The 14042-nt window shown below is 36.2% G+C and carries 14 protein-coding genes and 1 pseudogene; all 15 read right to left on the bottom strand.

The genetic code is table 11. From position 1 onward, the window contains the following. Positions 1–16: 16 nt before the first annotated feature. A complete protein-coding gene (gene rnjB / locus MUA88_RS04730; protein WP_262604960.1) occupies positions 17–1690 on the bottom strand; it encodes a ribonuclease J2 in 1674 nt (557 codons plus the stop codon). A 173-nt stretch (positions 1691–1863) separates the two neighbouring features. Beyond that, positions 1864–2766 (bottom strand): annotated as a pseudogene (locus MUA88_RS04725) (nucleotidyl transferase AbiEii/AbiGii toxin family protein). Positions 2767–2875: 109 nt separating this feature from the next. Then, positions 2876–3475, bottom strand: coding sequence for a DUF6088 family protein (locus MUA88_RS04720; RefSeq protein ID WP_262605883.1), 600 nt, complete (start codon positions 3473–3475; stop codon positions 2876–2878). Positions 3476–3629: 154 nt separating this feature from the next. Continuing rightward, complete coding sequence (gene pnp, locus MUA88_RS04715; protein ID WP_262605882.1) at positions 3630–5723, bottom strand: polyribonucleotide nucleotidyltransferase; 2094 nt, start codon at positions 5721–5723, stop codon at positions 3630–3632. Positions 5724–5881: 158 nt separating this feature from the next. Next, the gene (gene rpsO / locus MUA88_RS04710; protein WP_095116414.1) at positions 5882–6151 is read right to left on the bottom strand and encodes a 30S ribosomal protein S15; all 270 of its coding nucleotides are present in this window, start codon (positions 6149–6151) and stop codon (positions 5882–5884) included. Between the two features lie 105 nt (positions 6152–6256). Next, complete coding sequence (locus MUA88_RS04705; protein ID WP_262604957.1) at positions 6257–7228, bottom strand: bifunctional riboflavin kinase/FAD synthetase; 972 nt, start codon at positions 7226–7228, stop codon at positions 6257–6259. A gap of 18 nt (positions 7229–7246) precedes the next feature. Beyond that, positions 7247–8164, bottom strand: a complete 918-nt coding sequence (gene truB / locus MUA88_RS04700) for a tRNA pseudouridine(55) synthase TruB (RefSeq protein WP_262604956.1) — start codon at positions 8162–8164, stop codon at positions 7247–7249. Between the two features lie 109 nt (positions 8165–8273). Continuing rightward, positions 8274–8618, bottom strand: a complete 345-nt coding sequence (rbfA, locus tag MUA88_RS04695; RefSeq protein ID WP_095116408.1) for a 30S ribosome-binding factor RbfA — start codon at positions 8616–8618, stop codon at positions 8274–8276. A 117-nt stretch (positions 8619–8735) separates the two neighbouring features. Next, entirely contained in the window at positions 8736–8891 is a 156-nt protein-coding gene (locus MUA88_RS04690) for a hypothetical protein (protein WP_262604955.1), read from the bottom strand. A 254-nt stretch (positions 8892–9145) separates the two neighbouring features. Next, the gene (locus tag MUA88_RS04685; RefSeq protein ID WP_262605881.1) at positions 9146–9457 is read right to left on the bottom strand and encodes an efflux permease Rv1217c-related protein; all 312 of its coding nucleotides are present in this window, start codon (positions 9455–9457) and stop codon (positions 9146–9148) included. A gap of 40 nt (positions 9458–9497) precedes the next feature. Beyond that, complete coding sequence (gene infB / locus MUA88_RS04680; protein ID WP_262605880.1) at positions 9498–11693, bottom strand: translation initiation factor IF-2; 2196 nt, start codon at positions 11691–11693, stop codon at positions 9498–9500. Positions 11694–11704: 11 nt separating this feature from the next. After that, on the bottom strand, positions 11705–12016 hold the full coding sequence (locus MUA88_RS04675; RefSeq protein ID WP_262604952.1) for a YlxQ family RNA-binding protein: 312 nt from the start codon (positions 12014–12016) through the stop codon (positions 11705–11707). Beyond that, a complete protein-coding gene (gene rnpM / locus MUA88_RS04670; RefSeq protein ID WP_262604951.1) occupies positions 12013–12300 on the bottom strand; it encodes an RNase P modulator RnpM in 288 nt (95 codons plus the stop codon). The genes MUA88_RS04675 and rnpM overlap by 4 nt, the downstream gene beginning before the upstream one ends. A gap of 11 nt (positions 12301–12311) precedes the next feature. Then, positions 12312–13502 carry a transcription termination factor NusA gene (gene nusA / locus MUA88_RS04665; RefSeq protein ID WP_262604950.1) on the bottom strand — a complete coding sequence of 397 codons (1191 nt, stop codon included), beginning with the start codon at positions 13500–13502 and terminating at the stop codon, positions 12312–12314. 20 nt (positions 13503–13522) lie between these two features. Beyond that, entirely contained in the window at positions 13523–13990 is a 468-nt protein-coding gene (gene rimP / locus MUA88_RS04660; protein WP_262604949.1) for a ribosome maturation factor RimP, read from the bottom strand. Positions 13991–14042 lie beyond the last annotated feature (52 nt).

The following is a 14042-nucleotide window of genomic DNA, read 5'->3' as shown; positions in this document are numbered from 1 at the left end:
CGTATAAGACGTATTGTTAAATCTCAGAAATAACTGGAATAATCATTGGACGTCTGCGTGTACTTTCAAATAGTAATTTACTAATTTGATCACGCATGTTTTGTTTGATTTCTGACCATTCAATACGTTTTTCTTGCAATCCTGCCTCGACGATTTCACGTACCTTTTCTTCCGCTTCTTTTAATAAAGCTTCACTCTCACGTACATAAACGAACCCACGTGATTGAATTTCAGGACCTGCAGCAATACGACGATTTTTTGGATCTAATGTTACAACTGCGATAAAAATACCATCTTCTGCTAACAAGTGACGGTCACGTAACACAATATTACCGACATCACCGACACCAATACCATCGATTAACACGTTGCCTGCATTAACTTTTTCGTTCAACGTCATATCGTTACCATCAAAGTTAATCACATCGCCAGATTCCACTAAGAAAATCTTTTCAGCATCTACACCTGCTTCACTTGCTAACTTCGCATGTGCAATTTGCATCTTAAATTCCCCTTGTACAGGAATGAAATATTCAGGTTTCATCATATTTAACATGAGTTTAAGCTCTTCCATACAACCATGACTCGATGCATGAATTTGTTTGTTGTTCGGGATAACAATCGCACCAGCACGTGCAAGTTCATTCAATGTATCACCGATAATCACTTCCATGTTTGCTGAAGCAGTAATTGCTAAAAATACTGAGTCGCCACGTTGGATATTCATGATTTTATGTTTATTTTGTGCCATTTGACTCAATGCTTCTACAGGTTCACCTTGCATACCTGTCGCAATGATAATGACTTCGTTTTTTGGATAGTTTTCCACTTCATTAATTGGAATAAGTAAATCTTTTGGAATATCGAAATACCCCATTTTACGTGCAATGCTAAATGAACTTTCAAGTGAACGTCCCAAGAATGACACTTTACGATTCAAGCGACTTGCAATATTTAACACTTGTTGAATACGCACAAAGTTAGATGCATAACATGATACAATAATACGACCTTGTGCTTTAGTGAATGCATCAAACATATGGCTTTCGATCACATTTTCTGGCGTGTTATAACCTGGTTTTTCTGCCTCTGTTGAATCACTTAATAATGCAAAAACACCTTCATCGCCAATTTCAGCCATGCGTTTCAAATCAGGCGCATAATGACCATGTAAACTTTGGTCAAACTTAAACTCGCCCGTGTAGACAATGGCACCATAAGATGTATGGATGCATACACCTAAACTATCTGGAATACTGTGTGTTGTATTGAAAAATGTCACGTTCACACTCTTGAAGCGCATAACAGATTCATTATTAACGACATAATAGCGTACTTTTTTGTCAATTTGACGTGCACGCATATTTTCTTTAATCAATCCAATTGTCAACTTAGAACCATATACTGGTGCATCCACTTGTTCTAAAACATATGATACAGCACCAATCGCGTGTTCATGACCATGCGTTAAAAAGATCCCTTTTAACTTATGCTTATTTTCAATGACATATTGAATGTCTGGGATTACGATATCAATCCCAAGCATTTCATCTTCTGGGAACTTTAACCCTGCATCTAGCATAAACATTTCATCGTCAACTTCTACGATATACATGTTTTTAGCAATTTCACCCACACCACCGAGTGGTATGATACGTATATTTTTATTTTTCTTTTTTACTAAATTCAAAATGTTACCTCCTAATAAATATAACCCGTCCATATTACAGTCATACTTTATTATAGTAGATATTAGACATTGTGTACACTGTTTAAGGAATATATGAAAGATAAAAGATATTAAACGCACTTGACCATTCTATGTGAAGATTGTATGCCAATTTTAACTTGTATCATTTCATTTTATCTCAAAGTAATATTATGAATCTCAGTTTCTAACATCTTAATCATTTTCATCACTTCTTCAAATGAAGGATAATCATTAAAAAATATTTCTTTCATATTCTCATAGTCTTGTTCAATTTCTTTTAAACGATATGATTCTGGTATTAAACGAATTTGCTCGAGCGTTGCTTCATCATACTTCGCCCAATTTCTAGGATAAAATTTCATTTTAAATTCAACTACTTTTTCTAACAAATTATTAGATCGAAAAGCTCTTTCCTTGTAAATAGACTGACTGAAGCAATACAAATCGTAATAATGACGAGCATATCGAAGAGGCATTTTACTTGTTTCCGGACGATTTGCTTCGTGATACAAAATGGTTGTCTTTTCCCAAAAAGTCCTCTCCGGCAACACTGTTCTCACGGCAATACTTTCTCCTTCAAAAAGTATAGGATAAATATCCATCAAACCCGGTTTCACTTCAACAATTTCAGACGGTGTCCATGCTGCTAACGCTCCAATCTCTAATCGAACAAATGGTTGAATATATCTAGATAAAGATTCACTTGGATACCTGAATAAAATTGTCTAAGAATCATTAGGATCAATAATCAAACTAAATTTATCCATTAATTTGGATGACAATGCATCATTCAACTCTGGTAACAGATGTGTCTCAAGAAATGCTCTTGCCTTATTATTTGATTGTTTATTAAACTTTATTTGTCTTGTATTTGAGCGAATTGCCCAAGGTTCATTCACATCATACCCTAATGCTCTCCAATCCAAAATCAAATCTATATCTTCTGAAAATCTTTTAATGAGACCGTAACATTTAGATAGACTTGTCCCCCCTTTAAATGTGAAGTGTTTTCGCCATTGACTTTGATTAAATATAAAATTTAGAATAAAGCACACCCAATAATCTTTCTCTAAAATAGCTTCATTTACTCCTAATTTATTTGATGCATTTTTAAAAACTGCTTGTAACTCATAATTAGATACTGATTTAAAATTAAATATTATTTCACTCACCTATTTCACGTATAATACGATAAATCCAAGCGGTTGTCATTTTTCCTTCTTCAAGTATTAATGCTTTATCATTACTATCTAATCTCTCTCTCAGCAATTTAATATGGATTTTATTGATATTTTCTTTACCTATCGTTTTAATAGCTTGAATAACAGTTGCTGTTAATGTGGACATTTGAGAAATTTGATTGTTCGTATTTTTTTTAAAAGTGATTTTCGTATTCCCAATTGTATAGTCAACATATCGCCCATCAGAGATAAAAATCCATTTTGAAGGCACTTGTGACGATAAACCTAAAATATTTAGCGCCGTATTTCCTGAGGGGGCAATTGTCCAATGATGTTTGCGTGCAATGGCATTGGCAACTTCTTTTGTATCCGCAGATTCATATTCATTGATCACCTCAATATATCCTGGATTATGATATACCCCTTTTAATACACGTTTGATTTCGCCATTATCTACCATTCTATTCAAATTCTTTCTAACTGTTTCATAATCAGCAATCTCTAAAAAGTCATTTGCAATAAATACTGTATTTTTAGGAAGTCCTTCGATTTTTGATTTGATTTCTGATTTATACGTTGTCATACTAACCACCTCTTGTCCCAAATATTATACATTTTTGGGACAATTATGCGAATTATTATTAATATAATAATTTAACTAAAAAAGCAGATGATTAAGGTGCAATACCTTAATCTATCTGCTTTTTCAAGTCATTATTATATTTTATTAATTGTAGTTATAGTAAAACTTTATGAGATGCGTTGACACGACCTTGTTTATCGATTTCAGTAACCTTCACTTTGATCACGTCACCCATCGCTAATTTATCTTCAACTTTTTCAATGCGTTCTTTTGAAATTTGTGAGATGTGTACTAAAGCATCTTTGCCAGGGAACAACTCAACAAATGCACCGAATTTTTCAATGCGTTTTACTTTAGCATCATAGATTTGACCTACTTCTGCTTCACGTACAATGCTTTCAATCCATGCACGTGCTTGGTTGATCATCTCTTGATCTACAGAACCGATGTATACAGTACCATCTTGTTCGATGTCTAATTTAACACCTGTTGCATCAATGATTTCGTTGATTTGTTTACCGCCTGGTCCGATGACATCACGGATTTTCTCAGGTTTAATTGTCATGATTTCCACTTTAGGTGCATATGCACTTAATTCAGAACGTGGTTGATCAATTGTTGAAAGCATGTGGTCTAAAATAGCAAGACGACCTTTACGTGCTTGTTCTAAAGCTTCTTCAATCACTTCTTTTGTTAAACCATCAATCTTAATATCCATTTGAATAGCTGTAATACCATCTTTTGTACCAGCAACTTTGAAGTCCATGTCTCCTAGGGCATCTTCCATCCCTTGAATATCCGTTAAGATTGTGTAGCTTTCCTCACGTGTCACTAATCCCATTGCGATACCTGCAACTGGTGCTTTAATCGGTACACCAGCATCCATCAATGCAAGTGTTGAACCACAGATAGATGCTTGTGAAGATGATCCATTTGATTCTAATACTTCACTTACAATACGAACTGTGTATGGGAAAGTTTTTTCGTCTGGAATAATATATTTTAATGCACGTTCACCTAATGCACCGTGACCAATTTCACGACGACCTGGCGCACGAACTGGTCCCGTTTCACCTACTGAGAAGTTCGGGAAGTTATAGTGATGCATAAAACGTTTCTGTTCTTCTTCTCCAAGACCATCAATTAATTGATATTCTGAAATTGAACCAAGTGTTAATACAGATAACGCTTGTGTTTGACCACGTGTAAATAAACCTGAACCATGCGCACGTGGTAATAAACCAACTTCAGATGATAACGGACGAATTTCATCCGGTTTACGACCATCTGGGCGAATTTTTTCATCTGCAATTAAACGACGTACTTCTTCTTTAATTAATTTATTGATTGTCGAGTTAACTTCTTTAAGAACCGCTTCATTTTCAGGATCATTTTCATCTTCAAATTGACCAATTACGCGTTCTTTAATTGCATCTAAGTTTGCTTCTCTCTCTTGTTTGTCAAAAGTTAAGATTGCCTGGTTTAAGCCTTCTTGTTGCGTTAATTCAACAACGCGATCAATAAGTGCTTGGTCTTTTTCTTCCGGTACAAATTCACGCTTCTCAGGTTGTAACGTATCAATAATTTGTTGTTGGAAGTCACATAAACGTTTGATTTCTTCATGTCCAAATAAAATCGCTTCTAACATTTCTGCTTCAGTGATTTCGCTTGCACCCGCTTCTACCATGTTCACTGCATCTTTATGACCAGCTACTTCTAGATCTAAACGTGAAACTTCTTTTTGTTCGAAGTTCGGATTGATTACATATGCCCCATCGACATAACCTACATTAACCCCTGCGATTGGACCTTGGAACGGAATATCTGAAACACTTAAAGCCATTGATGATCCGATCATCGCTGCCATTTCTGGTGAACAGTTTGGATCTGCACTTAATACGGTATTGATGATTTGGACATCATGACGATAACCGTCTGGGAACAATGGACGAATTGGTCTGTCGATTAGACGTGCTGTTAATGTTGCTTCATCACCAGGACGTCCTTCACGTTTTTTGAAACCTCCTGGAATTTTCCCTGCAGCATACATTTTTTCTTCATAATTCACTGTTAATGGGAAAAAGTCGCCGTCACGTGGTTCTTTCGATGCTGTTGCTGTAGATAACACAACTGTATCGCCGTAACGTACTAATACAGCACCATTCGCTTGTTTTGCGAGTTGTCCCGTTTCTATTGTTAACGGTCGGTTTGCCCATTCCGTTTTAAAAACCTTTTTTTCTTGAGACATGATGAATCTCCTCTCCTACTGTTTAAACATTTCGTACTTTTTTATACATATAAACATTATAGCTTACATTTTCTCTATTTAATAGTTAAAAAAAGAAAGAAACCAAATCATTGGTCTCTTTCGATTTCACTTTATCTCTAAAGATATTTTGCGTAAAATTAACGACGAATACCTAAAGACTTAATAAGTTCACGGTAACGTTGAACATCTTTGTCACGTAAGTAGTTTAATAAGTGACGACGACGTCCTACCATTTTTAATAAACCACGACGTGAATGGTGGTCTTTTTTATGAGTACGTAAGTGTTCGTTTAATGCAGTGATTTCTGCAGTTAAAACAGCGATTTGTACTTCAGGTGAACCTGTGTCTGTTTCGTGTGTGCGGTATTCTTTGATTAATTCGTTTTTGCGTTCTTGTGAAATTGCCATGTGTCAATTTCCTCCTTTAAATTTGTAATATGCCTTAATCTGAGTAAGGCGTCGGAGTCTCAACCTACCAAGACTAAGGTCTCTATCGAATTCATTCAATAGACTTTATATAGTATATGATACATCATCTTCAAAATCAACTGATAAAAGGTATTTTGCACGTTCTTTGTCTTGATTCATCTGTGCAACTAGTGGATCAATGCCATCAAATTTCATTTCTGGACGAATATAATGATGCCAGTTTAACGTCACACGTTCTCCATAAATATTTTCTTCAAAATCAAAAATATTCACTTCAATAACAACTTGTGGTAAGTCATCATGGAAAGTCGGTTTAACACCCACATTACAAACGCCTCTATATACCTTATCGCTTGTACCAATTTTCAAGCTCACAGCATAAACACCTTTTGCAGGTAACACGTAATCATCACTCAAATGAATATTTGCTGTTGGGAATCCAATTGTACGACCGCGTTTTTCACCTTGAACAACAGTCCCTTTCACTTGATAACGATAACCTAGTGCTTCGTTAACCTCTGCCAGGTTGCCCTGTGTTAAATCACGACGAATGGCTGTTGTTGAAATTTTTTCATCATTTAAATCTTGTTTGCTAACAGTAATACATTCAATCTGATCTGTATATTCCTGTAACATCGCCATGTTACCTTTACCATACTTACCAAAAGTAAAGTCAAAGCCAGCAACTGCTACTTTTACATGGTTATTGACAAGGTAATCTTGAATAAACGCTTCAGGTGATACTTCCGCAAAACGGCTTGAAAAATTAACAACGATACAGTAATCAATTCCCTTACAACGCAGTAATTCAAGTTTATCATCTAAAGGTGTTAAATAAGTCGTGCGCTTTTGTTTAGGATTTAGAACAACTGATGGATGTGGGTCAAATGTCATGACAGCTTTTTTCAATCCTCGTTCTGATGCTACTTCATCCAGTTTTTTAAACAACGCTTGATGACCTCGATGTAAACCATCAAAAAAACCAAGTGCGATGGCAATATCTTCTTGAATGTATTGATCCTTTTGAATAGGATGTGTAATTTCAATAACTTCCATTTTTACGTCATACTCCTTCTAGTTAAATACCTTTTTCGGTTTGATTTCATTTTCTCTTGATGGATGCACCTCATATATCGCTAAAACTTCATCTGTAGTTGCATCAACCATGATAAGTGTTTGATTAAAATCAATATCAAATTGCGCGCGTTCAAACTTCTGGCCATTTTTAATTCTTTGAATAAGATTTGCATCACGCACTTTATATTGTGGGAAAGCTTTTAAGCCATATATGAGCGGTAATAGCGCATCCGTTAACGTCTCGTCGTCATGACGTGCTTGAATGGTTTCTAATGTGAGTGCTTGTGCGTTATCAAAACCACCACTATTTGTTCGTGTTAAGCGTGACATGTGTGCTGGATAGCCAAGTGCTTTCCCGATATCCGTTGCAAGTGTTCGAATATATGTCCCTTTACCACAAGTCACATCCATTTCAAACGTTGCCTTACCATCATTAGTGATAACATCAGATACTCTTTGAATGTTTTCAATATGTACCTGACGTTCAGGACGTTCGACTTCAATCCCCTGGCGTGCATATTCATAAAGTTTTTTACCATTTACTTTGACTGATGAATACATCGGAGGGATTTGTGTCATCCATCCTGTAAATGCTTTCAATATGTCATCCACACCTTGATTGGTAATAACATTCGCATCCACTTGCTTCTGATCAACCACATCCCCTGTTTGATCTTCAGTTGTTGTAGAAACACCTATTGTCACTTCGGCGTGATAGGTCTTCCCCATATCCATGACATAGTCACTCACCTTAGTAGCTTGTCCAATACAAATAGGCAACACACCATCTACTTCTGGATCCAAGGTACCTGTATGTCCTACTTTTTTTGTTTTGAGAATTTTACGCAGTTTAAATACAACATCATGACTCGTCAAACCACGTGGCTTAAAAACCGGTAATATACCATGATACATAAATATGGCTCCTTATCCGTATAAATTTCAAACAGAACTATAAAAAACAAAAGCTAGGATATATGATTCATCGGTTTAGACCGCATGACATATCCTAGCCTTATCACTGTTAATCTTGTTTGTGTAAACCTTGAATTAATTGTTCGATACGATTACCGTATTCAATCGATTCGTCATATTCAAATTGTAATTCTGGAATAATTCGGAGGCGCATACGTTGCCCAAGTTCTGATTTTAAGAAACCAGTTGCCTTTTCTAGTCCTTTGAATGTATCTTGACGTTCTTTGTCATTACCAAGCACTGTGAAATACACCTTTGCTAATGACAAGTCATTCGTAGGTTGTACATCTGTAATTGTTAAAAATCCAACGCGTGGATCTTTTAATTTATTGTTGATGATATCCATTAATTCTTTTTTCATTTGTTCACCAACACGTTCAGCTCTCATGTTCATCTTTTTCACCTCTTTATGTGTTGTTTCGCCGTTCACTTCAATAACTCATTATATATGACGAGTGAAGTGAACGTCAATCATTGGCGCTTGTCTTAAAACTTGTTACATTGTTCTCGATTATTCAATTTTATTTCTGATACCACATATCAGAAAGACAAGTCCCATTAAAAAAATAATTAAAGTGCCACCCCAGAGGTCGGGAGATAATATAAGCATAATCAATGCCATTAAAACCCCTGCAATTCCTAATAATAAATCAAGCTTTCCATTCATTTTATTACCCCACTCAAGTCAATGTATCTTAATACATTGATTATACCATTTTAAATTATTTTCTAATAGTGACATAAGATTGATATTTAATTCCACAATAATTCAAAAAAGATCTTGCAGTCGATTAATTTTGTCAGGTTTGGAGTGATATGGCATAAATTTTGCTCTTTAAATCAAGCAGTAGAATGGATATTAGCTGACTTTTCGTCCTCTCACACCACCAAGCGTAAGAATTCTATAAACGATTATGGTTGCTATCCAATTAAATCTCTTTTTCGATAACCTACATATCCTAAGACGATAAATAGAATACTCATTATAGTTAAAGTTATAAAAGTGATCACATCAAAACTGTCTTTTGGCATTTGTTGAAGCCAATTCAATATAGCTGGTTTTGAAAACCATTCTGGTAAGTCTAAAATATTGCCGAAGTAGGAGATGATAAAATTATATCCAAGATATGCATAAGTAATTTTTCCAAATTTTGGTTCCCATCTAAACGCTAAAGCTGCAAGACTCGCAAATAATAATACAGCAGGTAAAAAAGAAAGAAAAACAAGCTTCACTTGATTACTATCAAATGAAACGTGTTTCTCTTTGAACTATTTATCTTTCAATTTCAACCATAATGAATGCTTCGATTACGTCGCCTTCTTTAAGGTCATTGAATTTCTCGATTGTGATACCACATTCGTAACCTTGCGCTACTTCTTTCGCATCATCTTTGAAACGTTTTAATGAATCAAGTTCACCTTCAAAGATAACAATACCGTCACGGATAACACGTACGCCAGCATCTCTTGTGATTTTACCGTCAGTCACGTAGCTACCTGCAATTGTACCCACTTTAGAAACTTTGAATGTTTGACGTACTTCTGCTTGTCCGATTACTTTTTCTTCGTATTCAGGATCAAGCATACCTTTCATTGCTGATTCAATTTCTTCAATAACATTGTAGATAACACGGTGTAAACGCATATCTACGTTTTCAGCTTCAGCAGCACGTTTCGCACCAGCATCTGGACGAACGTTGAAACCAATGATGATACCATTAGACGCATTTGCTAATGTAACGTCTGATTCGTTGATGGCACCTGTCGCTGTATGAATAATACGGACATTGACGCCTTCAACATCAATTTTCATTAATGATGCTGCTAATGCTTCAACAGAACCTTGAACATCACCTTTAATAATGACATTTAAGTCTTTCATTTCACCTTGTTTCATTTGTTCGAACAAGTTATCAAGAGAAACGTTTTTGCTTTCTTGACGTTGTTGGATAATGCTTTCTTGTTCACGTGCTTCACCAATACGGCGTGCTTTTTTCTCATCTTTAAAGACTACGAAACGGTCACCGGCTTGTGGTACAGCACTTAAACCAGTGATTTCAACTGGTGTTGATGGACCTGCTGTTTTAATACGTTTACCAAGGTCATTCACCATCGCACGTACTTTACCGTGTGTATTACCAACTACGATCGCATCTCCTACATGTAATGTACCATTTTGAACAAGTAATGATGCTGCTGGTCCACGTGATTTATCTAATTCAGCTTCGATAACTGTTCCGACTGCTGCTTTATCCGCATTCGCTTTTAATTCTTGTACTTCAGAAACTAATACAAGCATTTCTAATAAGTCATCGATACCTTCACCACTTAAAGCTGAAAGTGGAACGAAGATTGTGTCGCCACCCCAGTCTTCAGGAATTAAGTTGTATTCAGCAAGCTCTTGCATTACACGGTCTGGATTTGCTGTTGGTTTATCAATTTTGTTTACAGCGACAATAATTGGTACTTCTGCTGCTTTTGCATGGTTGATGGCTTCGATTGTTTGTGGCATCACACCATCATCTGCAGCAACAACAAGTATTGTAATGTCAGTCACTTGCGCACCACGTGCACGCATTGTTGTAAACGCCGCATGTCCCGGTGTATCTAAGAATGTAATTTTATTGCCTTTATTTTCGATTTGGTATGCACCGATATGTTGTGTGATACCGCCTGCTTCACCTTCAGTAACATGCGTGTTACGAATAGAGTCAAGCAATGTTGTTTTACCATGGTCAACGTGACCCATAATTGTCACAACTGCAGGACGTACTGTTGCATCCTCATCTTCTTCAACGTCTTCAAAGTAAACGTCTAAGTCGTTTGCATCAATAACCACTTCTTCTTCAATTTCAACACCATAGTCTGATGCTACAAGTTCTAACGCTTCTACATCTAATGCTTGGTTGATGTTTGCCATAATACCAAGTAAGAAAAGCTTTTTGATGATTTCAGATGCATCTACACCCAACTTACCAGCAAGTTCACCTACTGTAATGCCTTCAGTGTAAGTGATTTTAGATGGCATTTCTTTTGGTTCAGCTGGTTTTGATTGTTGCTGTTGTTGTTTTTTCTGTTGATTATTTTTATTATTACGTTTATTTTTCTTGTTGTTTTGTTGGTTGCCTTTATTATTTTTAGACTGTTGGTTGCCTTTATTATTTTTAGACTGTTGGTTGCCTTTATTATTTTTAGACTGTTGGTTGCCTTTATTATTTTTAGACTGTTGCTTTCCTCTACCTTGTTGGTTGTTGTTATTAGCTGGTTTGTTGTCTTTCTTAGGGGCCGCTTCTTTTTTATCGTTATCAGCTTTTTTGTTGAAAGCTTTGTCTAAAATTTTCACATGATCCGCTTCTAACGTTTGCATGTGGTTTGACACATCAACACCATTTTTCTTTAACTCATCAATGGCATCTTTACTTTTGATGTTTAATGATTTTGCATATTCATAAATTCTTTGTTTACTCATTCAACCACTCCTTACTCTTCTTCATCGATCATTGCTATTAACTTCTTAGCAAAACCGCTATCTGTAATCCCGATATTTACACGTGACGCTTTTCCAATAGCCACTCCTAATTCATGTCGATTGCTTACTACACGATAAGGTGTTTTGTAGGTTGTACATTTGTTCATTAATGTTTTCTTCGTATTCGGTGATGCATCCTCTGCAATCAATACAAGTTTCAACCGACGTTTCTTGATTTCTGCTACAAGAACAGATTCTCCTGTTTTCACCTTACCTGCGCGCATGGCTAACCCTAAAAAATTCAAAAATTGTTGTTGATTCATTTGCTAGGTATCTCTTCCCGATAAATTAATCGAATAATCTCTTTATACACAGGTTCTAATGTTTCTTGAGATGCTTTGAAAAATTGCTCAAGTTTTTGTGCTTCCTGTGCTTGTTCTACTAACGCAACATCTTTGCTGACGTATGCACCTCGACCTTGCATTTTACCAGTCGCATCTGCTGCGATGTTACCTTCTTTATTTTGAACAACACGAATCATTTCTTTTTTTGGTTTCATCTCGTTGGACAAAATACATTTTCTCATAGGAATTTTTCGTTTTTTCATGAAAATCCCCCCTATTTTTCTTCTGATTCATCCTCTAATTCAACGACCTCTTCATTAACATCATTGACGGTGACTTCATCCGCTGTTTCACTATCAACAACTACTTCTTCATCCTCCACTGCTGGGACTTCTTCAGTAGTTGGTTGAGGTTGATCAAGTCCTAATTCTTTTGCATCAGTTTCAGACTTAATGTCGATTTTCCAGCCAGTTAATTTCGCAGCTAAACGGGCATTTTGTCCACGTTTACCAATGGCAAGTGATAATTGATAATCTGGAACGATGACTGTTGTAGATTGATTTTCTTCATCAACAATCACATCAACTACTTGTGAAGGGCTTAAAGCATTGCGTACAAAGACTTTAGGATCTGCATCCCATTGTACGATATCAATTTTTTCTCCACCTAGTTCTTCAACAACTGCCTCAACACGTGCACCTTTTGCACCGACACAAGCGCCGACTGCATCAATATCATTGTTTTCTGCATATACACTGATTTTTGAACGATCTCCTGCTTCACGCGCAACAGACTTCACTTCAACTGTACCTTCAAAAATTTCTGGCACTTCTTGTTCAAATAAACGTTTTAATAAACCAGGATGACTACGTGATACAAAGATTTGAGGTCCTTTTGTAGTTTGTTCAACTTTGTTCACATACACTTTAATGCGTTCATTTGGTAAGTATGTTTCATTCGGGCTACGTTCTGCTTCAGATAAAACAGCTTCTGTTCTTCCTAAGTTTACGTATACATAGCGATGATCCACACGGTCAATAACACCTGTTACGATATCATTTTCTTTATCGATAAATTCTTCATATAAAATTTCACGTTCTGCATCTCTTAAGCGTTGCATAACAGCTTGTTTTGCTGCTTGTGCCCCTACACGACCGAAGTCATTTGGTGTAACGTCTTCTTCGTAAATGTCGCCAATTTCATATGCAGGGTTTTTAACTAATGCTGTTGATAAGTCGATTTCCTCACGATCATCAAAGACTTCTTCCACTACTTCTTTACGTGCGATGACGTGGAATGTACCACTGTCTAAGTTTAATTCAACACGTACGTTACGCGCACTTTCATAGTTCTTTTTATAAGCTGTGATTAATGCGGCTTCAATCGCATCTACTAATACTTCTCTTGGAATTCTTTTTTCTTTTTCTAAATATTCAGTTGCTAATAATAGTTCATTACTTTTCACGAATCTTCCTCCTTACATCATTAAAGCATGACTGCATGACGTGCTTTCGCTATTTTATCTCGTGGGATTGTGATTACTTTTGTTCTAGCTTTAATCTTCACGGTCATTTCAATTGTGTCTTCCGCTACCGCTGATAATGTGCCGAGCCATTCTTTATCACCGTCAATTGGTGCATATAGTGATACAAAAACAGGTTTTCCGATTGCTTTTTGGAAATCTTCCTCTTTCTTAATAGGTCTTTCTGCACCTGGTGATGCAACATCTAGATAATAGGCTTGTGAAATGGGATCATGTTCATCCATGACTTCACTAAAATGTTCTGATGCACGTGTACAATCATTTAAATCCACGCCACCTGGTTTATCAATTGAAATACGCAAATAATGATCGCGTCCTTCTTTTACAAACTCTACATCTACTAATTCATACCCTAAGTCGTCAAGGACAGGTTGTATCAACACTTCTACTTGCTCTGTAATTTTACTCATACGTGCCCCCCTATCAGTGACATACAAACAGAAAAGAGCGGGTAACACCCAC

Source organism: Staphylococcus sp. IVB6240 (assembly GCF_025558425.1).
Taxonomy (GTDB): domain Bacteria; phylum Bacillota; class Bacilli; order Staphylococcales; family Staphylococcaceae; genus Staphylococcus.
This window is presented reverse-complemented; position numbering and strand designations above follow the sequence as displayed.

Coding starts and splice junctions, on each gene's coding strand:
- MUA88_RS04720 (WP_262605883.1), bottom strand. CDS start 3,475: ATGACAACGTATAAATCAGAAATCAAATCAAAAATCGAAGGACTTCCT.
- pnp (WP_262605882.1), bottom strand. CDS start 5,723: ATGTCTCAAGAAAAAAAGGTTTTTAAAACGGAATGGGCAAACCGACCG.
- rpsO (WP_095116414.1), bottom strand. CDS start 6,151: ATGGCAATTTCACAAGAACGCAAAAACGAATTAATCAAAGAATACCGC.
- MUA88_RS04705 (WP_262604957.1), bottom strand. CDS start 7,228: ATGGAAGTTATTGAAATTACACATCCTATTCAAAAGGATCAATACATT.
- truB (WP_262604956.1), bottom strand. CDS start 8,164: ATGTATCATGGTATATTACCGGTTTTTAAGCCACGTGGTTTGACGAGT.
- rbfA (WP_095116408.1), bottom strand. CDS start 8,618: ATGAACATGAGAGCTGAACGTGTTGGTGAACAAATGAAAAAAGAATTA.
- MUA88_RS04690 (WP_262604955.1), bottom strand. CDS start 8,891: ATGAATGGAAAGCTTGATTTATTATTAGGAATTGCAGGGGTTTTAATG.
- infB (WP_262605880.1), bottom strand. CDS start 11,693: ATGAGTAAACAAAGAATTTATGAATATGCAAAATCATTAAACATCAAA.
- MUA88_RS04675 (WP_262604952.1), bottom strand. CDS start 12,016: ATGAATCAACAACAATTTTTGAATTTTTTAGGGTTAGCCATGCGCGCA.
- rnpM (WP_262604951.1), bottom strand. CDS start 12,300: ATGAAAAAACGAAAAATTCCTATGAGAAAATGTATTTTGTCCAACGAG.
- rimP (WP_262604949.1), bottom strand. CDS start 13,990: ATGAGTAAAATTACAGAGCAAGTAGAAGTGTTGATACAACCTGTCCTT.